This is a genomic window from Propionispora hippei DSM 15287, from assembly GCF_900141835.1.
Taxonomy (GTDB): domain Bacteria; phylum Bacillota; class Negativicutes; order Propionisporales; family Propionisporaceae; genus Propionispora; species Propionispora hippei.
Genome location: NZ_FQZD01000004.1, coordinates 1 through 21,754, shown reverse-complemented (window position 1 = coordinate 21,754; position 21,754 = coordinate 1). Strand labels below are relative to the sequence as shown.

General features: G+C 48.1%; 19 protein-coding genes. 1 reads left to right on the top strand and 18 read right to left on the bottom strand.

Translation table 11 applies throughout. From position 1 onward, the window contains the following. Positions 1 to 20 precede the first annotated feature (20 nt). The 16 genes from F3H20_RS00110 to F3H20_RS19785 form a co-directional block, all read right to left on the bottom strand. Positions 21 to 1,688, bottom strand: coding sequence for a formate--tetrahydrofolate ligase (locus F3H20_RS00110; RefSeq protein WP_149732972.1), 1,668 nt, complete (start codon positions 1,686 to 1,688; stop codon positions 21 to 23). Between the two features lie 50 nt (positions 1,689 to 1,738). Then, complete coding sequence (gene folD / locus F3H20_RS00105; RefSeq protein ID WP_149732971.1) at positions 1,739 to 2,608, bottom strand: bifunctional methylenetetrahydrofolate dehydrogenase/methenyltetrahydrofolate cyclohydrolase FolD; 870 nt, start codon at positions 2,606 to 2,608, stop codon at positions 1,739 to 1,741. A 24-nt stretch (positions 2,609 to 2,632) separates the two neighbouring features. Next, positions 2,633 to 3,481: a UbiA-like polyprenyltransferase gene (locus F3H20_RS00100; protein WP_149732970.1), complete on the bottom strand. Its 849-nt coding sequence runs from the start codon at positions 3,479 to 3,481 to the stop codon at positions 2,633 to 2,635. Continuing rightward, positions 3,474 to 4,934 carry a menaquinone biosynthesis decarboxylase gene (locus F3H20_RS00095; RefSeq protein WP_149732969.1) on the bottom strand — a complete coding sequence of 487 codons (1,461 nt, stop codon included), beginning with the start codon at positions 4,932 to 4,934 and terminating at the stop codon, positions 3,474 to 3,476. Before F3H20_RS00095 ends, F3H20_RS00100 begins: the two co-directional genes overlap by 8 nt. Positions 4,935 to 4,983: 49 nt before the next feature. Further along, positions 4,984 to 5,727 (bottom strand): twin-arginine translocase subunit TatC, encoded by a 744-nt coding sequence (gene tatC / locus F3H20_RS00090; RefSeq protein WP_149732968.1) that lies wholly within the window; start codon positions 5,725 to 5,727, stop codon positions 4,984 to 4,986. 10 nt (positions 5,728 to 5,737) lie between these two features. Further along, entirely contained in the window at positions 5,738 to 5,926 is a 189-nt protein-coding gene (locus F3H20_RS00085) for a Sec-independent protein translocase subunit TatA/TatB (RefSeq protein ID WP_091752039.1), read from the bottom strand. 510 nt (positions 5,927 to 6,436) lie between these two features. Beyond that, positions 6,437 to 7,396 (bottom strand): polyprenyl synthetase family protein, encoded by a 960-nt coding sequence (locus tag F3H20_RS00080; RefSeq protein WP_149733276.1) that lies wholly within the window; start codon positions 7,394 to 7,396, stop codon positions 6,437 to 6,439. A gap of 137 nt (positions 7,397 to 7,533) precedes the next feature. Next, complete coding sequence (ahbB, locus tag F3H20_RS00075) at positions 7,534 to 8,010, bottom strand: siroheme decarboxylase subunit beta (protein ID WP_149732967.1); 477 nt, start codon at positions 8,008 to 8,010, stop codon at positions 7,534 to 7,536. 18 nt (positions 8,011 to 8,028) lie between these two features. Beyond that, positions 8,029 to 8,490, bottom strand: coding sequence for a siroheme decarboxylase subunit alpha (gene ahbA, locus F3H20_RS00070; RefSeq protein WP_149732966.1), 462 nt, complete (start codon positions 8,488 to 8,490; stop codon positions 8,029 to 8,031). Positions 8,491 to 8,731: 241 nt separating this feature from the next. Beyond that, positions 8,732 to 9,385 (bottom strand): ribosome biogenesis GTP-binding protein YihA/YsxC, encoded by a 654-nt coding sequence (yihA, locus tag F3H20_RS00065; RefSeq protein WP_149732965.1) that lies wholly within the window; start codon positions 9,383 to 9,385, stop codon positions 8,732 to 8,734. Then, positions 9,382 to 11,697, bottom strand: coding sequence for an endopeptidase La (gene lon / locus F3H20_RS00060; RefSeq protein ID WP_149732964.1), 2,316 nt, complete (start codon positions 11,695 to 11,697; stop codon positions 9,382 to 9,384). Before lon ends, yihA begins: the two co-directional genes overlap by 4 nt. Before the next feature lie 270 nt (positions 11,698 to 11,967). Continuing rightward, positions 11,968 to 13,650, bottom strand: coding sequence for an ATP-dependent protease LonB (gene lonB, locus F3H20_RS00055; RefSeq protein WP_149732963.1), 1,683 nt, complete (start codon positions 13,648 to 13,650; stop codon positions 11,968 to 11,970). A gap of 106 nt (positions 13,651 to 13,756) precedes the next feature. Next, positions 13,757 to 15,019 (bottom strand): ATP-dependent protease ATP-binding subunit ClpX, encoded by a 1,263-nt coding sequence (gene clpX, locus F3H20_RS00050; protein ID WP_149732962.1) that lies wholly within the window; start codon positions 15,017 to 15,019, stop codon positions 13,757 to 13,759. A 23-nt stretch (positions 15,020 to 15,042) separates the two neighbouring features. Continuing rightward, complete coding sequence (clpP, locus tag F3H20_RS00045) at positions 15,043 to 15,636, bottom strand: ATP-dependent Clp endopeptidase proteolytic subunit ClpP (protein ID WP_091752019.1); 594 nt, start codon at positions 15,634 to 15,636, stop codon at positions 15,043 to 15,045. A 75-nt stretch (positions 15,637 to 15,711) separates the two neighbouring features. After that, positions 15,712 to 17,001, bottom strand: coding sequence for a trigger factor (gene tig, locus F3H20_RS00040; protein ID WP_149732961.1), 1,290 nt, complete (start codon positions 16,999 to 17,001; stop codon positions 15,712 to 15,714). A 596-nt stretch (positions 17,002 to 17,597) separates the two neighbouring features. Then, the gene (locus F3H20_RS19785; protein ID WP_188128149.1) at positions 17,598 to 17,861 is read right to left on the bottom strand and encodes a hypothetical protein; all 264 of its coding nucleotides are present in this window, start codon (positions 17,859 to 17,861) and stop codon (positions 17,598 to 17,600) included. A gap of 641 nt (positions 17,862 to 18,502) precedes the next feature. Here F3H20_RS19785 and F3H20_RS00030 point away from each other — a divergent pair. Beyond that, on the top strand, positions 18,503 to 20,347 hold the full coding sequence (locus F3H20_RS00030; protein ID WP_149732960.1) for an APC family permease: 1,845 nt from the start codon (positions 18,503 to 18,505) through the stop codon (positions 20,345 to 20,347). A 128-nt stretch (positions 20,348 to 20,475) separates the two neighbouring features. On the opposite strand, the gene F3H20_RS00025 is transcribed toward F3H20_RS00030, so the two are convergent. Together F3H20_RS00025 and F3H20_RS00020 are read right to left on the bottom strand one after the other, a co-directional pair. Then, positions 20,476 to 21,129 (bottom strand): YczE/YyaS/YitT family protein, encoded by a 654-nt coding sequence (locus F3H20_RS00025; protein ID WP_149732959.1) that lies wholly within the window; start codon positions 21,127 to 21,129, stop codon positions 20,476 to 20,478. 142 nt (positions 21,130 to 21,271) lie between these two features. Continuing rightward, positions 21,272 to 21,754 (bottom strand): IS256 family transposase (locus F3H20_RS00020; RefSeq protein WP_188128148.1); only part of this gene is annotated, 483 nt, incomplete at its 5' end.

Genomic DNA, 21,754 nt, shown 5'->3' with positions numbered 1-21,754 from the left:
TGAAAACTAATCTATTCCTATTAAAAAATCCCGGTAATCGTTCCCTGCTCATCAATATCCATATTGACTGCAGCCGGTTTTTTCGGCAAACCGGGCATTGTCATGATTTCACCGGTCAGGGCTACCAAAAAGCCGGCGCCGGCCGCTACCCGGACTTCACGTACCGTAATGGTAAAGCCCTGCGGCCGCCCCAGTTTGGTCATGTCGTCACTGAGTGAATACTGCGTCTTGGCCATACAAACGGGTGTCTTATCAAAGCCAAGCTCGGTCAGCTCCCGAATGGTTTTTTCCGCTCCCGGGGTATAATTCACGCCATCTGCGCCATAGATTTCTCTGGCAATAGCAGTAATTTTCTCCTTAATCGGCGCTTTTTCATCATAGATATAAGTAAAACTGCTTTCCTGTTCACAGGCGGCCAAGACTTTCTCGGCCAGTTCCGTGCCGCCGGCACCGCCTTTGGCCCATACCTCGGAAATAGCCACTTCCGCTCCCATAGCCAGGCACTTTTCCTTCACGTGCTGCAGTTCGGCCGGCGTGTCGTTCGGGAAGGCATTAATGGCTACCACCGCCGGCAGTCCGAATTTATGGGTATTTTCAATATGCTTAATCAAATTGTGTATGCCCGAATCAAGAGCGGCCAGATTTTCCCTGTTTAAATCGGGTTTCGGCACACCGCCGTGCATTTTAAGCGCCCGGACAGTAGCCACAATAACTACCGCCGCCGGTTTTAAACCGGCAAAGCGACACTTAATATTGAGGAATTTCTCGGCCCCCAGATCAGCGCCAAAACCGGCTTCGGTGACAACTACATCGGCCAGCTTCAAGGCATATTTTGTGGCCGTCACGCTATTACAGCCATGGGCAATATTAGCAAAGGGCCCGCCATGCACAAAAGCCGGGGTGTTCTCCAAGGTCTGCACCAAATTAGGCTTGATGGCATCCTTGAATAACAGCGTCAGAGCGCCGGTGACCTGCAGTTCCTCCACTGTTACCGGTTTTCCCTCGTAGGTGTAGGCCACGACAATTCGTCCAATCCGCCGCTTCATATCCATCAGATCATTGGCAAGACATAGAATGGCCATCAGTTCGGAGGCTACCGTTATATCAAAGCCGCTTTCGCGGGGCACGCCATTTACCTTGCCACCCAAACCGCAGATGACTGACCGGAGCGCCCGGTCGTTCAAATCCAGCACCCGGCGCCAGGTAATACGGCGGGGGTCAATTCCCAGTTCATTGCCATGATGAATGTGATTGTCAATCACAGCCGCCAGCAAATTGTGCGCCGTGGTAATCGCGTGAAAATCACCGGTAAAATGCAAATTAATATCTTCCATCGGTACGATCTGGGCGTAACCGCCGCCGGCGGCACCACCCTTGATGCCAAAGCAGGGTCCCAGCGACGGTTCCCGCAAGGCAATAACTACCTTCTTTTGCAGCCGCCGCAGCGCATCGCCAAGACCGACGGTGGTCGTCGTCTTGCCTTCGCCGGCCGGCGTCGGATTAATCGCTGTCACCAGCACTAATTTGCCGTCGGGTTTATCTTTCAGGCGCTGCCAGGTCGCTAACGAAACTTTAGCCTTATGTTTACCATACAGTTCTACTTCGTCTTCCGGAATGTCCAGTTCACGGGCTACTTCCAGGATGGGCTTCATGACCGCCGCCTGGGCAATCTCCACATCACTTTTCAACCTGAACCCTCCCCCAGTTTTGTATTTTATCCAAAGCTAAATACGGTTCCTTAAACCTGTACCTTATGCTGAATTTGGGCCGCTTTGACTGTATTATAGAGCAGCATGGCAATGGTCAGTACTCCCACACCGCCCGGTACCGGCGTAATTGCTGAAGCAATCTCTTTGACCGCGTCAAAATCGACATCGCCGACAATCTTCTTATCGCCCACCCGGTTAATCCCCACGTCAATGACAACCGCTCCCGGTTTTACCATATCGCTGGTAACAAATTTAGGTTTGCCGATGGCGGCAACCAGAATATCGGCTTCACGGGTTATGGCCGCCAAATCCTGTGTGCAGGAATGGCAAACGGTTACTGTCGCATGGCGGGCCAGCAATAAATGGAACATCGGCTTACCGACAATATTGCTGCGCCCCAGCACGACCGCCCGCTTCCCTTTTATCGGCAGGCCGGCCAGTTCCAGGAGACGAATACAGCCATGGGGCGTACAGGGTACCAGTTCTTCCTGTCCGGTAGCCAGTTTACCCACATTGACCGGATGGAAACCATCCACATCTTTTGCCGGCTGAATCGCTTCCAGTATCTCGCTTTCATAGGGTTTTATATGTTCCGGCAAAGGCAGTTGCACCAGGATGCCATGAACCGCCGGATCCTGGTTCAGACCGTCAATCACCGTCAACAGCTCTTCCTTACTAACCTGCTCCGGCAAACGAATGACCTGGGAATGTACCCCCATCTCCAGGCTGGTTTTATGCTTGTTCGCCACATAGATTTGGGAGGCAGGATTTTCGCCGACAATCACCACCGTCAGCCCCGGTGTAATGTCATATTGTTGCTTTAATATTTCAACTTTTTTCCTGGTTTCTTCCTTGATCTGGCTGGCGAAAAACTTTCCATCCAATAGTTGCGCCGACAATGCTGCGTCACTCCTTCGTGGTTTTTATAGTAAAAAATTCAGCATAGTAAAAAGTAAAATAAAAATGCCTACAAGACCGTTTCTCATAAAATAGGCCTGTGTTACCCGGCTGAAATCGCCGTCACTCACCAGGCGGTGCTGATAAATAAGCACCAGAGCCGCTAAAATCACGCCACCAAAATAGATAGCTCCCAGCTGCAATTGATAGCCAACCAGCCCAAAACAGCCAATACTGAAGGCATGCATGTACCGGGATAGCGTCAATGCTCCGGGTATGCCAAACCGCACAGGCATCGAATGAAGACCGTGCTGTTTATCAAATGCGACATCCTGGCAGCCGTAAATCACATCAAATCCGGCAATCCAGATTCCTACAGCCAGTCCCAGGTACACGGCCGGCCAGGCCAGCGAGCCGGTAATCGCAATCCAGGCGCCGGTCGGCGCAATAGACAGGGCCAGACCAAGCACCAAGTGGCAGGTCCAGGAAACTCGCTTCATATAAGGATACACCGCCAGCGGAATAACCGCCAGAGGCACCAGTTTCACACAAACCGGCTGCAGATGGGCGGCAGCCAGCACAAATACGCCAAGACTTGCCGCAATCAGCAACACAACTTCACCGGGAGTGACAGCGCCGGTTACCATCGGCCGCTTGGTAAAGCGGGGATGGAGCCGGTCATATTTTAAATCAATTAAGGCGTTTAACCCCATAGCCGCGCTGCGAGCGCCCACCATGGCTAAGGTGATCCAAAACAGATCGCCCATAGCCGGGATTCCCTGCACGGCAAGGATAGCCCCCATGTACGCGAAGGGCAGGGCAAAAACCGAATGGGATAGTGCGATGTTTTCCAGATGCGCTTTGAGTTTATTCAAGACCAAGATCCTTCCATTTGGCGTCCACTAGCCGTTTTATCTCGTCGGACATCACAATCTCATCGGGCCATTCGCGATGATTGCCTTCCTCCGGCCAGGTCTTGGTCGCATCAATGCCCACTTTGGTACCCCAGTTGGGCATCGGCGAGGAGTGATCCAGCACATCCAGCGGACCATCCACCATGACAATATCCCGGCGGGCGTCAATATTGTTAAAGACGCGCCACCAAACCTCACTCATATCCTGCACATTGACATGGGAATCGACTACGATCACCATTTTAGTAAACATCATCTGCCCCATCCCCCAAATAGCATGCATGACTTTCTTCGCATGCTGAGGGTAGCTCTTTTTGATTGCCACGACTGCACAATTATGAAATACGCCTTCCAGCGGCAGGTTAATATCAATAATTTCCGGTAACTGGGCCTGCAATAGCGGTAAAAAGATCCGCTCGGTGGCTTTCGCCAGATAGCAGTCTTCCATCGGCGGCTTGCCAACGACAGTCGCCGGATAGATTGGATTTTTCCGGTGCGTAATGCAGGTAATATGAAAGACCGGATAGTCATCGGCCAGCGAATAGTAGCCGGTGTGGTCGCCAAAGGGGCCTTCCCGCCTTACCTCGTCAATTTTCACATACCCCTCCAGTACGATTTCCGACTGAGCGGGAACCTCCACATCCACCGTTTCACATTTAATCATTTCCACCGATTTTTTCCGTAAAAAACCGGCGAAAACCATTTCGTCAATATCTTTAGGCAGCGGTGCCGTCGCGGCATAGGTAAGCGTCGGGTCACCGCCGATAGCCACTGCCACTTCAATGCGGTCCAGCCCCTTTTCCCGGTAGGCCCGGTAATTTTCAGCGCCGTTTTTATGTATATGCCAGTGCATACCTGTTGTATTATCGTCAAATACCTGCAGACGGTACATGCCAACGTTCCGTTTGCCGTTTAGCGGATTTTTCGTAAAAACCAGCGGCAGGGTAATAAATTTCCCGGCGTCCCCCGGCCAGCACTTAAGTATGGGAAACTTAGCCAGCGACGGCCGGTCTTTAATAATGACCTCCTTGCAGGGCGCTGATTTCACATATTTCGGAAAATTAATCGCCCGCTTGGCGGTGGGAATGATCCTTACCAAGTCCAGTTTATTTTGCAGGGAAATGTGCGGTAGTTTTAAAATGCTGCGAATTTCGTCGGCAATATCGTCCACCTTCTCGACGCCAAAAGCCAGCGCCATCCGTTCCATACTGCCGAAAGCGTTCATCAATACAGGCATATCATAGCCCTTCACATTTTCAAACAGGAGGGCAACATTTTTATCACCCTTCATTTTGGAAACCCGGTCGGTAATTTCGGTAATCTCCAAATCGGCATCAACGCTTTGTGCAATGCGCCTGAGCCAGCCCCGCTTTTCCAGGGCTTCGATAAACTCTCTTAAATCGGTAAAAGCCATAAGCTCATCCTTTCCATGAATCCCCTCGTATATATCGTGTATATATTGTTTATTTACGCAGCAAATATTTGACCATAAAAATGCTTAATTCATATAAAAGCAGCATGGGTACGGCTATCATCGTCTGGGAAAATATATCTGGAGTCGGCGAAATGACCGCACCGATTACAAAAGCCAGTACTAAAACGACCTTGCGTTTAGCTTTTAAAAAGGCGGACCCAATGACGCCCAGTTTCGCCAATACTAGAATAAACAAGGGAAGCTCAAAAACAAAGCCAAAGGGCAGCAAAAAAGAAATAACAAAAGATAGATATTCCCCCAGAGAAAACATGGGCTGCAAATTCTCCGTGGCAAAGCCAAGGAAAAAATTCAGTCCCGCCGGCAATGCAAAAAAGTAAGAAAAAACCACACCGGCAAAAAAAAGCACCACCGATGACGGAATCAAAATAAAGGACAGCGTCCGTTCGGTCCGGGTAAGAGCCGGTACAATAAAAGCCCATAGCTGGTACAGTACCACAGGCAAAGCCGCCAAAAAACCGGCGAAAAAAGAAACCTTAAGATAAGTAAAAAAAACTTCTGCCGGGTTCATAAAATACAATTTACCGGCAGGAGCAGCAATAAAGTTCACTAATTTTTCGGCATAAAAATAACTCACTGTACTTGTAATGCCAACCGCAATAAGACTGATAATAATCCGCTTACGGAGTTCCTGCAAATGATCAACCAGTGACATTTCACCAATATTGGAGGAAACAACCGTTGTTTCCTCCTCTTTGCTCTCTATACTAGTCATGCAAGCTGCCTCACTTTTTTTCTTCAGCTTTGACTTCCGGTTTTGTTTCTTCTTTCGTCAATTCGCCGCTCGTTGCCTTGCGGAATTCCTGAATCCCTTTACCCAATGCCTTGCCTACCTCCGGCAGTTTGCCGGGACCAAATACGACAAGAGCAATAACCAGGATCAATATTAATTCGGTCATACCAATATTAAACATTGTCATATCACCTTCCGACTTTATTTACACAGACTCATTATACCTATTCCTACTCTAAAAAACAACCTAGTGGTCATTCTACTTTGAAAGCGTAAAAGAATTCGCGGTTTTTCCGCAAGGCGAGGCGAAGGAGGAGCGCCTACCGAACATAGGTAAGACAACAACAAAGCATTGCGAAAAAGGCACGTGAAAGTAATTATGGCTTCAGGTTAGACAGACCACTGATTCATTCGCCCCGCGCGTCCTGACGGATTTTTTCCCACCTGGCTGCGTCAGCAAAACCTTAAAATAGCCCAACTACTCCTCAGTTTTTCTTTCTTGCCAGGCGAAAAAATCTCCCGCCATGCCGACAGCCTCTTTCCATCACTGGCTCCCTAATAGAAAAACAGAGACGTTAAACGTCTCCTGTAGTATACCCTATTGCCTATATAATAACTGGTAAGCCCTGTGGCAACCAAGCCTGTCATCGGCCCACTTACGGTTTATCGCCAGATAATATTATAATTTCAATCAATAATTGCGTAAGCCGACATAATCGGCAATGGTAATCAAGGTTTCCCGGATTTCTTCCGGTAAAGACGCCGGCAGGCATTGCCGGGCCTCATTCAAATAATCATCCACCCGGCTATAGCAATACTCAACCGCCTTAGTTCCATGCATGATTTCGAGCCCCCGCGCCACCTGACCGTCCGCCATATTGCGTTCGGTTACAATGGAGCGCAGTTCCTCCCTGTCAGCACTATGCTGCAAAGCGTAAATCACCGGCAGCGTCACAATACCCTGTCGGAGATCATTGCCCGCCGGTTTACCAAGCTGCTCGGAAGAGGCGGTAACATCCAAAATATCGTCAGTAATCTGAAAAGCCATACCCAGACTGTAGCCATAGCAGCGAAGCGCTGCCAACTCCGTTTCGGAAAGCTCCGCCGTCATGCCTCCCAGTACGCAACTGGCTGCCAGAAAATCAGCCGTTTTTTTGGCAATCCTCACCAGATATTCCTCTTCGGTTTGCTGCGGATTATAGATATCCTTGTTTTGGATAATCTCACCTTCACACATGGAGCAAATAACTTCCGCCAAAATCTTCAGCATATTGTTGTTAACAAGGCCGGAAATCAGGGAAAATGCTTTAGCAAACAGATAGTCACCGGCTAAAACTGAGGAATGATTTCCCCAGCGCGCATTGGCCGTGATCTGACCACGACGGGTAGCCGCTTCATCAATGACATCATCATGTACCAAGGTTGCCATATGTATGAGTTCAATAGCCACTGCCATAGGAATGGCCCGTTCTGCCGTATCCGCCTCGGCTCTGCTTTTAGCACATAATAAATACAAAGCTGGTCGCAGCCGTTTTCCGCCGGCCTGGGTCAGATGAGTGCCAATATCGGAAATTAACTTCACCGGCGATTGTACCACAGAAAGAAGTTCCGTTTCCAGGGTGACCAAATCATTTTGTACAATATCAAACATTGTTTTTTTCACTGTATTATCACCTTTAAAGAAAGTCAATATCTATGATACATGCTGTCCGCCAGAATGTCCACTCTTTTATTTCATTTTTCTACACAAATCGCCAGAGCAACCTTGCTACGAAGCTATCCGTTTTTTTATAACTCCTCCTGAAAATAGCGCATACTTGTTTTCTTCCATTCTTTTGTGCTGAACAACATCCTATAAGCGTCCAACCCGTTCTCAGCCGCAAAGTCTTCCACCATCATCCGGCATTCCTCCTGGCTGTGGGCATGTACCATGGTATAAAAATTATAGGGCCAGTCTGCCCCCTGCTCGCGGGAATAGCAGTGCGAGATATAGCTGGATTTGGCCGCCTGCCGGCCCACCTCTTCCAGGCGTTCTTCCGGGACCTGCCAAGCACACAGCGCATTTGCGGAAAAACCGACCTCCCGGTGCCTTAACACGGCACCCACTTTGCGAATTTTTCCTTGCGCAAAATACTGGTTCAGCCTGCGCAAAAGCTCTTCTTCCGTAATTCCCAATTGACCGGCAATATCACGATACGGTTCGGCAACCACCGGCAAATCATTTTGCATAATAGCAATAATTTTTTTATCTAACGCATCCAACATAGGGCACACTCCTATAGCTCATAAAGTAAAACGGACACTAACCTTGTATTTTTTTATGGCCGGCAGGCTGATCAGGCGTTCCACACCAGGCATATTTTCAATCGACGCCAGCACCTTGACCTGACTGGCGGTATCGGGTGACAGCAAGGTGAACCACAGATTGTACCGGGTATCTCCTTCACTATACCGTTCATAGTTATGGGTTACACCGCTATAGGCATTAATAGCGGCCGCTACGGTCGGCACGTTCTCTTCCCGGACCCGTACCGCCACCAAAGTACCGATGTACCCCAGCTTAGCCGAGTCAAAAAAGGGACCGATACGGCGGATATAGCCCTGTTCCCTTAAAAAGTTCAACCGCTCGATCACCGCCGTTTCTTCCACGCCAAGCTTTTTGGCAACTTCGGCATAAGGCCGGCTTACCAGGGGCAGATTTTCCTGAATCTTATTCAATAATGCTTTATCAAATGCAGTTAACATGTTACACTGCCTTTCTGTTCATTCGCTCTATACAAACTTAAGAAGTCGGACGGATCGCCCCACTTCTAGTGCCTCCTCCGGCGGGGTTATAAAGTATAGCGCCGAGAATTTTTTGTCGTCAGGTGAGGCGGAGGAGCCACGCATATCGGAAATATGTAAGGCGGCGACAACGAAGCCTGGCGACAAAAAGGCCGGCGATATACTTCATGTTCTCGCCGGACGAGGCACTACTATACTCCCTTTAGTTTAACAAAAGATGACCAATAACGTCAAGCAATTGGTCCCGCCCGGTCCCTTTAGCGGAGGAATAGGGCAAAATCTGTCCATCCCGCATGCCGATACCTTCCTGAATGGTTTTAAGTTGTTTATTCACCGTCATACGGGAAATCTTGTCGGCCTTGGTCGCTATCACCTGCAGCGGCAGGCCCTGTTCCTCCAGCCAGCGATAGGTTAATACATCGCTTTCCATCGGTTTATGACGGATATCAATCAACTGGCAGACCAGCTTAATGCGTGGCGAAGACAGCAGATACTCTTCAATAAATTTAGCCCACTGACGGCGCGCCTCCCGTCCGGTACGGGCATAACCATAGCCGGGTAAATCTACCAGAAAAAAACGTTGGCGCCTTGTTTCATCCAATTTGGCCGTTAACTGATAAAAATTAAGCGTCTGCGTTTTTCCCGGTGTACCGCTCGTCCGGGCTAAGCCATGCTGGCGTGAAAGGGAATTGATGAGCGACGACTTCCCGACATTGGACCGCCCGACAAACACGAATTCCCTGTCTTCCTCATTCATCGGCGGATACTGGCTCTGTTTAACCGCCGAAGCAATATACTCGGCTCTGATAATCTGAATCGGACCACGCTGCTGCGTGTCCTCCCTGTTTTCCGTCATTCCCTCACCAATGCCTTTTCTAATACTTCATCCATATGTTCTACCAAATAAAATTCCAGACTTCGCTTTATATTTCCCGGTATATCATCCATATCCCGCTTGTTCTCTTTCGGAAGAATGATCCTTTTTATACCTGCCCGGTGTGCCGCCAGCACCTTTTCCTTAATGCCGCCAACCGGCAGCACCCGGCCCCGCAGGGTAATTTCCCCGGTCATCGACAAATCACTGCGAATAGGAATACCTGTTAAAGCTGAAGCAACAGCGGTAGCCATCGTAATACCGGCGGAAGGTCCGTCTTTGGGAATAGCGCCTTCCGGCAAATGGATATGAATATCGTTTTTCTCATAAAATTCAGGATCAATGCCTAGTTCTTCCGCCCGTGAGCGGATATAGCTAAAGCCGGCTTGCGCCGATTCGCGCATAACCTCACCCAATTGGCCGGTAAGGGTCAATTTTCCTTTACCTTTCATAATCGAGACTTCTGTGCCCAAAATATCGCCGCCTACTTCCGTCCAGGCCATGCCGGTAGCCACACCGACCTGATGGCTGGTTTCTACCTGGCTGTGGCGGTATTTGGGCGCTCCCAGGAAAGTATGCAGGTTTTGCGCCGTGATCTTAATCGCCGAACGAGCGTTTTGTACAATTTTACGGGCCGACTTGCGACACAAATTAGCAATATTCCTTTCAAGATTACGCACACCGGCTTCTCTTGTATAATCCCGGATCACCTTTTGCAGTGTTCCCTCCGAAAAAACGATTTGTTTTTCTGTCAGACCATGGTCGCGAATTTGTTTAGGAACCAGATAGCGTTTGGCAATTTCGATTTTTTCCTCTTCCGTATAACCGGCAATACTGATTACTTCCATACGATCAAGTAACGGTCGCGGAATGTTGTGCATGACATTGGCCGTAACCACCCACAATACCTTGGAAAGGTCAAAGGGTAGCTCAATGTAGTGATCGCTGAAGGTATTATTCTGCTCCGGATCGAGCACTTCCAGCAAGGCCGCCGAAGGGTCACCCCGGAAGTCAGCGCTCATTTTATCAATTTCGTCAAGCAAGAATACCGGATTTTGCGAACCTGCCGTCCGGATCCCCTGCAGGATCCGTCCCGGCAGCGCCCCTACATAGGTACGGCGATGGCCCCGGATTTCGGCTTCATCCCGTACACCGCCCAGCGATATGCGAACAAACTTGCGTTCCATCGAACGGGCGATAGAACGGGCCAGTGAAGTTTTCCCTACACCGGGTGGTCCAACGAGACATAAAATTGGTCCCTTCATTGTCTCAGTCAGTTTGCGTACCGATAAATACTCCAAGATACGCTCTTTTACCTTTTCCAGACCGTAATGGTCATTGTCTAAGGTTTGCTCAGCCAGGGAAATATCCAGCCGGTCCTCAGTTCTATCCAACCATGGCAAACTGAGCAGCCAATCAAGATAGGTGCGGATAACGGCGCTTTCCGCCACCATAGGAGGCATTTTTTCCAAGCGTTCAATTTCCTTGTTGATTTTCTCCGCCACATCTTCCGGAAATTTCTTTTCGGTCAAACGCTGACGGTATTCATCAACTTCGGCTGTCCGGTCATCCTTGTCGCCCAATTCCTTTTGAATGGCTTTTAACTGTTCCCGGAGATAATATTCTTTTTGTGTTTTTTCCATTTGCTTACGAACCCGCACATTGATCTTCTTTTCTAGTTCGAGAATTTCCATCTCCCGGCCCAGTATTTCGCACAATTTCTCCAGCCGTTCGGCCACACCGATGGCATCCAGCAAGGCTTGCTTATCTTCAATCTTTAGAGACAGGTGACTGGCAATCAAATCGGCCAGCCGGCCCGGCTCTTCCACTACCACGACTGAAACCAGCGTTTCCGGCGGAATCTTCTTGCTTAGTTTAACCCACTGTTCAAACTGGTGAACCACCGTCCGGGTCAGCGCTTCGATTTCCGGCGTCTTTACATCCTCTTCGCTAAACTCATCAATCTCCACCTGATAAAAGGGTTCCTGTTCGGTATATTCTATAATCTCAGCCCGGTGAAGTCCCTCCACCAATACGCGGATTGTACCACCGGGAAGCTTTAACAGTTGTTTTACTTCGGCAACCGTGCCAATGCTGAAAATATCCTCGGCTTCCGGTTTGTCATCCTGAGCATCCCGTTGAGTAGCGAGCATAATTAAGCGGTCATGTACCATTGCCTCTTCCAGAGCACTGATTGATTTTTCCCGGCCTACATCCAAATGGATGATCATATAGGGAAAAACCAGAATACCTCGTAGCGGCAATAGCGGAATTGTACGTCTGTTCTTTGCCATGTCATTCGCCTCCTCAAACCTATGTACTTTGCTTATAAAAAATGGTGGTATAGTCATGTACGTATTTCTCGCAGGGTTATTTTCCGCTTCCAGATTTATAAATATTCTCGTGCCTCTGCTAAAAATCCTCTCTCTGCAAAAAAATATTAGGGAACCTCTTCCACCCAGGCCCTGGTGCCTGCTGTCTTTTTATTGCAGGAAGCGGCCCACTCTGACCGGAGACGAATATAAAACCTGGTTCCCGGTCTAACGGGTTCCAGGCTTTTGCTGCTACACTATGCTTGCCGCCGACAGCAACTCGGGTTGCGGCGAAACCACTTCTTCCGCTGTGGCCTGTGTCTTTTTCAGCAGGGCATACTCCAGTGCCTCATCAATGGTATTGATGGGGATAACCTCCAAATCCATTTCCTTAAATAATTCCTGCCAGTTCTCACGGGGAATAAGTACACGGCTGGCACCGGCCTGCTTGGCAGCGGCAATTTTAGCGCTTACCCCGCCGACCGGTTTTACATAGCCCCGGATGGATACCTCACCGGTCATGGCAATGGTATTATTGACTGGAATCTCATATATGGCTGAATAAATTGCCGTAGCAACGGTTACACCGGCTGAAGGTCCGTCAACAGGCACCCCGCCAAGAAAATTTATGTGTACATCATATTTAGCAAAATCAATATGATATTTATTCGCCAATACGGTCATTACATTATCCATCGAACCCTTCGCCATACTTTTCCGGCGCATCGTTCTGCCGGGCGTCCCAAACTCCTCTTCATCAACCACACCTGTTATGGTAACCTTTCCCGTACCGTAAGCATTTGGTACGGCCGAAACCTCCAACTCCATGATTGTACCGATATTGGCACCGTAAACGGCCAAACCATTGACATAACCAATTTGCGGTTCCGTCGGAATCTTACGTTCCGGTCGCGGATTATACTGACCAAAATTGATGACCCACTCCACATTAGCCGTTGTTATTGCCTTACTTCCCTCGTTTAAGGCCACACCTGCCGCAATCTGCACAATATTCACGGCATCCCGGCCATTCATGGCATAGTTTTTGATAACCTCGACAGCTTTCTCCTCCAGGGGAAAGCCAACTTTCTTTGCTGCATTGGCCGCAATCAAGCTGATTTCATTGGCGAACAAGGGCCGGAAAAAAATTTCAACACAGCGGGAACGAATGGCCGGGGGAATATCCTGTGCCGTCCTGGTCGTAGCTCCCACTAACCGGAAATCAGCCGGCAGCCCATTTTGGAAGATATCATGAATATAAGAAGGGATGTTGGTATCTTCGCTGTTATAATAGGAACTTTCAAACAAAACTTTCCGATCTTCCAGCACCTTGAGCAGTTTGTTCATTTGAATTTGATGCAATTCGCCAATTTCATCGATAAACAGAACGCCACCATGGGCCTTAGTCACAGCACCGGCTTTAGGCTGAGGTATGCCCGCCACCCCCATCGATCCCGCTCCTTGATAGATCGGATCATGCACAGTGCCAATCAGCGGGTCGGCAATACCCCGTTCATCAAACCGGGCGGTTGTGGCATCCAGTTCAATGAATTTGGCACTCTGGGCAAAGGGAGAAAACGGATTTCGCTTCGCCTCCTCCAAAATCAGCCTTGCTGCCGCGGTTTTACCGACACCGGGAGGCCCGTAAATCAGCACATGCTGTGGATTAGGTCCGCAAAGTGCCGCTCGAAGCGCCTTCAAGCCTTCCTCCTGTCCGACAATTTCTGCAAAGGTAGACGGACGGGTCTTTTCAGCCAGCGGTTCGGTCAGCGATATTTCCCGCATACGCTGCAGTTTTTCCACCTCTTTTTTGGACTCCCGCTCCACGGCCACACGGCTTCCTTGCTGCGATTTCAAGAGATTCCAGAAATACATCCCAATGACCATTGCGAAAAAAAACTGAATAACTGTAATCAAATTTACTGCATAGTCCACTAAACGTCAACCTCCCTCCACAGCTTTTCTCATGCTTTTAGTATAGGCAGACCACATGATTTTATCCGGGAAAAAGGCAACAAAAAAGAGGAGATGATCTCTCCTCTTAAGCAGACTCTTCTTTCTTCTTGTTTTTACGTTCACTGGTCACCAGAATCGGTTCTTCCTTGTTCAGGACCACTTCCTTGGTAACCGTGCATTTGGTAATATCGGTACGCGATGGCACTTCATACATGACATTGCGCATAATTCCTTCAATAATGGCCCGCAACCCGCGAGCGCCTGTGTTTCGCTTCAAGGCTTCCGTCGCGATGGAGCGCAACGCATCTTCCTTGAATTCCAATTGCACATTGTCCATTTCCAGGAACTTCTGGTATTGTTTTACCAGCGCATTCTTGGGTTCCAGCAAGATCCGGATCAAGGCTTCCTCATCCAGTGCGTCCAAGGTAACAATGACCGGCAGACGCCCTACGAATTCAGGAATCAAGCCGAATCGCAGTAAATCCTCCGGCAGGATGCTGCGCAGAACTTCACCGAATTTTTTCTTGTCCTTACTGGTAACTTCCGCACCGAAACCCATTGTCTTTTTACCGGTACGGGAACTGATGATTTTATCAATACCGTCAAAGGCACCGCCGCAGATAAAGAGGATATTCGTAGTATCAATCTGAATAAACTCCTGATGCGGATGTTTGCGCCCGCCTTGCGGCGGTACGCTAGCTACCGTGCCTTCTAAAATTTTCAAGAGCGCCTGTTGTACACCCTCGCCTGAAACATCGCGGGTAATAGAAGGATTTTCGGATTTGCGGGCAATTTTATCAATTTCATCAATATAAACGATTCCCTTTTCGGCCTTCTCCACATCATAATCGGCCGCCTGAATAAGTTTTAAAAGAATGTTTTCCACATCCTCTCCCACATATCCGGCTTCCGTCAGGGAAGTAGCATCGGCAATAGCAAAGGGCACGTTCAATATTTTAGCCAGCGTCTGAGCCAGTAGAGTCTTGCCGCTGCCGGTGGGCCCAAGCATAACGATGTTGGATTTTTGCAGTTCCACATCATCCATCTTGGAACCGAGGTTGACCCGTTTATAGTGATTGTATACAGCCACAGACAGAGACTTCTTAGCATCATCCTGCCCTATGACATACTGGTCAAGAATATCCTTTATCTGCTTAGGCTTAGGGATATCACGCAGTTCCAGTTCTACGTCATCACTCAGCTCTTCCTCAATAATCTCATTGCACAGTTCAATGCACTCATCACAAATATATACTCCGGGTCCGGCTACCAACTTTTTAACTTGTTCCTGCAGTTTCCCGCAGAAGGAGCACTTCAACTGACTCTTGTCATCCCCAAATTTTAACATTCTATCACCTCTCTAATTGGGCCCTACTTATGCCGGGCCTCCCTTGTAATGACAGAATCAATGAGGCCATAAGCTTTTGCCTGTTCACTGGACATAAAGAAATCACGCTCAGTATCCTGCCCAATTTTTTCTAACGGCTGGCCAGTATGGTGCACCAGTATCCCATTCAGGGTTTCACGCAAACGTAAAATTTCACGGGCGTGAATTTCAATATCGGTAGCCTGACCTTGCGCACCGCCCAGGGGCTGATGAATCATAATGCGGGCGTAAGGCAGCGCAAACCGCTTCCCTTTCGCACCGGCACTTAGGAGCAACGCTCCCATGCTGGCGGCCGAGCCTAAACAAATCGTGGAAACATCCGGTTTAATATACTGCATGGTGTCATAAATAGCCAGTCCGGCTGTAACCACACCGCCGGGGCTGTTGATATAAAGATGAATATCCTTATCCGGATCTTCCGATTCTAAAAACAATAGCTGAGCAATAATCAAATTGGCAACTTGGTCATCAATCGGACCGCCCAGAAAAATAATACGGTCTTTCAACAGTCTGGAATAAATATCGTAGGCCCGTTCACCACGATTAGACTGTTCAACAACAATTGGAACGAAACTCATAACTAACACCTCGATTCAAGACAGAGTATCTGACGGAATCAACTTCCGGTTTTGGCACGCGTACATTAGCAAAAACTAAGCTTTTACCGCACTTTCGATAATAATATTAGCCGCTTTTTTACGCACGATGGAACCGGCCAGAGCGTCCATTCTACCCTGTTCACGAATAATTTTAGCTACATCAGCAGCTTTTGCCTGATACGTTTCAGCCAGCAGGGCGACTTCAACCTGCATATCTTCTGCGGTAACGTCCAGTTTTTCTTCTTTGGCGATGGCTTCCAACATCAAATCGGTCTTCACATTAATGGCAGCCGATTCACGGTAGTTCTGCCTTAGCGTATCCATATCCATTTTTACATATTCCAAATATTTATCAAGCTGCATGCCGCGATTTTGCAAATTAACGTTCAGATCCTCGATCATATGATCAATGCGGTCCTCAACCATAATGTCCGGAATATCAACAGTTACAGCATCTACCGCCTGTTTCACAGCCGCATTTTTAAAATCGCTTTCGGCTTTTTCCTGCGCAGCCTTCTCTAACTTATTCTTGATATCAGCCTTTAATTCCTCTATATTTTCAAATTCACTTACGTCTTTTACGAACTCATCGTCCAATTCCGGCAATTCTTTCCGTTTTACGTCCTGCACGGTAACCTTGAACAGAGCCGGTTTGCCTGCCAGTTCGGCCACATGATAATCTTCCGGGAAGCTGACATTTACCTCCCGTTCTTCACCGGCTTTCGCACCGATCAGTTGCTCTTCAAAGCCGGGAATAAAACTGCCTGAGCCGATTTCCAACGGATAGGCCTTGCCTGCGCCGCCGTTAAACGGAGCTCCATCCACAAAACCTTCAAAATCAATAATAGCAAAGTCGCCATTTTGCAGTTCCGCTCCCTCAGCCACTACCATTCTGGCATGGCGGCTGCGCAGCGATTCCAAATGGTTGCTAATCTGTTCTTCCGAAACCTCGGCGGCCGGCTGTTCTACCTTTAAGCCCTTGTATTCACCAAGTACTACTTCCGGTTTGGCAATCACTGTAGCTTTAAACACTAGCGGTTGATCTTCCTGCAGTGTAACCACGTCGATTTGCGGGCGGCCTACCGGCTCAATGCCCTGCTCTTGAAGTGCCTGGGCATAGAAGCGCGGAGCCACAATTTCAAAAGCTTCATCCAATAAAGCTTCTTTGCCGATGCGTTTTTCCAAAATGCTGCGTGGCACTTTCCCTTTACGAAAGCCTGGGATGTTCACTTGATTCGCTAATTTATGATACGCCTTATCCAGGGCTTTTGATACCTCTGGTTGCGGTATCTCCATTTCCAAAACGACCTTATGTTTGTCTATTTTTTCTGCGTTCACTTTCATTATATATTGATCCTCCCTATGTAGTTTTCGGACATTGCCGTCTAGTAAGATTAGTATTGCCAAATTTAGTATCAATCCAAACTTAGCACGCTATTCATCTTATCATATCACAATTAGATAATAAAGACAATATACGCACTAAGCCCCAGCAGTAACAACTGCTGAGGATAATTATTTAGCATGGGACCGATCACACTTCAGTCAGCAATCTTATTCCGCTGCTGGAAATATCAGTTATCTTACCACCGGACGATATATTTGTCAACATAAGCTGCCATTTTCTTTTCACGCCCTAGCGCTTACCAGCATACCATATAATAGCAATAGAAAGACAACAGAATGACTCACAACCTGTTAAGGAGGCGCGATAGCTGTGTCTGACAGTGAAAAAGATAATTACAAACGGCCAAAATGGGCTTCCCCTGAACTGATAGATTGGGACACGGAAACACCACCGGTTGACCGGGACGAGTTAAGTGCGTCGGGAGATACGGGGGGTAATCAGGTCTCCCACAGTGAGACAACTTTGGATACTCCTTATGATAATAACGATACCGCTGAAACGACTGATGACAGTTCCTCTGCGGATGAACGTCTTATTGGCTGTTTTCCCACCAGTACACCTTGCCTCCCCCGTCCTTGCCCACCACGCCCTTGTTTTCCGCTGCCTTGTCCACCCCGTCCTTGCAATCCACAGGTTTGTCTCCCGCGCCCCTGTCCACCGCGGCCTTGTTTTCCACTGCCCTGTCCACCCCGTCCCTGCAATCCGCAAGTTTGCTTCCCACGCCCTTGTCCGCCGCGGCCTTGTTTTCCGCTGCCTTGTCCGCCCCGTCCCTGCAATCCGCAAATGTGCTTCCCACGGCCCTGTCCGCCGCGACCCTGTCCGCCCAATACTTGCAAGCCCCGTTAATACCGGGTGAACGTTCTTGCCTGCTCACCTCATCTTTTACATTCCCAAAGCAACTTACTACGGGAAAAACAAAACAACACCTTCTAGGTGGTCTGTCTATTTTCAAAGCATAAATAATTCGCTGGAATTTTATCGAAAGGGCGATATGAAAGATTCATCTCTCGGGCATAGACAATAAGCATTGTGAAAAGGGTTCGTAAAATCATTATGATTTAAGAGCAGACAGACCACTATCATGGTATAATTCCTCAAAAACCAGCGAAAACTGACAAAAGATCAAGAGAGCGGATAACCTTATCAAAATTAATCTTGCCAAAGCATGCCATTCAGTCTAATGGCATTAAACAGAACTTTCTTTATTGCGCCAATCCGCTATAATTGATCTTATGAGATGAGCCAATTTCATTGCGAAGGGGTTACGTTTCAGGAGGGAATCCTGCCTAGGCATGGAATGTTTCCTTGTCATTCCACCGCCATCTGCCTTCGCAAAGCCAAAACAAGGGCACGAGACCGCTTGTAGGTCTTCTTTTTTGTTTTTATAGTATTTTATCCTATTACGTACATACTAGAATTTGGAGGTAGATCTATCCTATGATGCGTTTGCTCAGGCGCCTGCTGATCGGTAAGCCGCTGCACAATCAAGAAATGGCCCATGAAAAGCTTTCCAAGCTGAAGGCTTTAGCTATTTTTTCCTCAGATGCGCTTTCCTCAGTGGCCTACGGTCCGGAACAGATCATGATTATTCTGGCTGCATCTCAAGTCATGGCCTACGGTTATCTGTGGCCTGTTGCTCTGGCCATTCTGGTGCTGCTGTTTATTGTAACCATCTCTTATGTCCAGGTCGGCAAAGCCAACCCCGGCGGTGGTGGTTCTTATTCGGTGGCCATTCACAATCTGGGCGAATTCCCTGCTCTGACTGCCGCCGCAGCATTGTTTGCCGATTATACCCTTACCGTGGCCGTAAGTGTTTCCGCCGGCACAGCAGCGCTGATGTCAGCGTTTCCCGAGCTGCTGCCTTACGAAGTCCCCATCGATCTTATCATTCTATTTGGTATTTTAATGCTTATTAATTTGCGCGGTATCCGTGAGTCTTCCACAACCTTTGTCTTTCCTACTTACTGCTTTGTCTTCGGCATATTTGCCCTATTGCTTGCAGGCTTTTATCAGGCCCTGACCCAACAGGCACCGGTTATCCCGGCTGAATCGCTATCCAAACAGTGGGATTGGACCATATCCTTTTTAATCCTGCGGGCCTTTGCCAACGGCTGCAGCTCCATGACCGGGGTAGAGGCCATTTCCAACGGTGTTCCCATGTTTAAAGCCCCTGCGCCTCGCAACGCCACCATCACTACGATGTGGATGTCGGGCATTTTGGGCTTTATGTTCATTGGTATTTCCTTCTTGATCATGCATTTTCACATTTTACCTCAGGACGGTGTAACGGCGCTCTCCCAAGTTGCCGAAGATATCTTCGGACGCAACTGGCTTTATTACTACATCCAGTTCACCACGATGGGTGTGCTGTATCTGGCTGCTAATACTTCCTTCAACGGTCTGCCGCCGCTGCTTTCCATCCTCGCCCGTGACGGCTATATGCCCCGTTATTTAGGAGCAAGAGGTGAACGGCTAAACTTTTCCAACGGCATCATCCTGCTAAGTGTTGTTGCCGGCATTCTGATTGTTGCCTTTAACGGCAATACGGAACATTTGATTTCCTTATATGCCATCGGTGTATTTATTTCCTTCACCATCGCTCAAACCGGCATGGTGGTCCACTGGAAAAGGGAAGGCGGCCATTATTGGTTGCCTCGGGCCGGCATTAACGCAATCGGCGCGGTTGTGACCGGCATTGTTGTTTTAATTATTGGTATAACCAAGTTTTTCTATGGCGCTTGGATTGTCCTGATCTTTATTCCGTTAATGATCACCATGTTTAAAAAAATTCGTAAGCATTATGACGACATGGCCGATCAACTTCATCTGCCGATGGAAGAACTCAATCCCGCCATAGCGGCCAAGATATTTCCGGGGAAGAACATTGTTATTGTGCCAATTGCCAGTCCTACCAGCGTAGTGGCCCACACTTTAAAATATGCCAAATCGATTAGTGAAGAGGTAATTGCTCTTCATATTGCCACTGACGAAGAAACAGGACAAAAGATTCAGGAAAAATGGCATAACTGGAATCCCGGGGTACAATTGATTACGTTATATTCTCCTTACCGCTTAGTCATCCAGCCGCTAATCGACTACGTGAGCGAACTGGCAGAGAAAAAAGGCCCCAACGACTATATCACCGTGCTCATCCCAGAATTTGAAACCCGTAAATGGTGGCACCGGCTCCTCCACAATCAGACAGGCTGGATTTTGCGAACCCTGCTGATTCTAAAAGAAAACGTTATCGTAACCACCATTCCGTTCCATTTGACAAAATAAGCAAGCATAAAAAGGTGCTGTCAGCGTCTAGCAAGACGTCGACAACACCTTTATTATTTATCTGATCAATGCTGCTATCTTCTACCCTATCCCAAGAATTCCCGGTAAAGAAATAGTTCACTGCCATCTTATTGACCACTTGCCTTCAACCTGCCATCATTTTGTTTTTCGTAGCTTACATGCTTTAAGAAAAATCGTACTACAGAACCTGTAAGCAACGCCGAAAGCAAAGTACCCTCACGGATACCCCGCAGCTCACCAAAGTAAAGCCAGGATAATAAACCGGCCAAAAGAACGATACTGGTGTCGAAGCAGGTCTTGGTATAGCCAAATTCAAAATTCCAATGTGTGGCAATAGCCTTAACAATCCCCTCACCTGGCAAAATAACAACATTGCCGATAATCTCTAAAGCGATGCCAAATGCCATACTACAGATTCCCAGCAATAAAGCAATCATTTTCCCTAGGTACATGGCCGGAGCCACATTGCTAAGCAGGAACATCGTAAAATCAATAAAACAGCCAAACAGGCCTGTCATGGGAATTTGCAACAGTTGAATATAGGGAAATTGGCGACGCAAAATGATTATTTGCCCAAGCAAAAACACCATATTAATGATAAAGGTAAATGCCCCCAGCGAAACAGGATAGCGCAAACTTAAAATATAAGGGGCACTGGAAATGGGCGCGGTGCCAAGCATGCTTTTAATAATACAAGTGATGCCTAAAGATACAAAAAAAAGACCGCAAACAAACAATCCATACCGCTTGGTTATCGACATAAGAAACCCTTCTTTAAAAGAGAATGTAATTTTGTTTTAACACAAATAAAAGTATACAAAAAGATCGCCAATCGGCGATCTTTTAGGTAGCGCGTAAAATTTTGTGTAAAGTCCAAATGTCAGGATAAGGTCGAGAGCTGAATTACAGAGTAATCTTTACTCTGTCGCCGAAGAAGATCAAGAGATTGCCCAGGATAGATCCCCAGTCTTTAATAGGCATTGTCCACTTATCCACGATGCTCATAGTTGTCAAATACAGTATCTTCATGAGAGCGTCATCGGAAACGAAGGCGCTCTTGGTCTTGGTAACTTTTCGGAGCTGCCGGTTAAAATTTTCGATGGCGTTAGTTGTGTAAATCAGCTTGCGAATTTCCGGCGAGTATTTGAACATCGTGGAAAGCTCGTTCCAGTTAACCCGCCAGGACTTTACGGCCAACGGGTATTTTCCACCCCACTTGGCCTCAAATTCATCCAGGGCCGAAAGGGCGGTCTCCTCGGTCGAAGCCTTGTACACCGGCTTCAAATCCGCCGTGAACTGTTTGACATCTTTGTAGGAGACATACCGCGTAGAGGAGCGAATCTGATGGATGATGCAGCGCTGCACTTCCGTTGTAGGAAAGGCCAC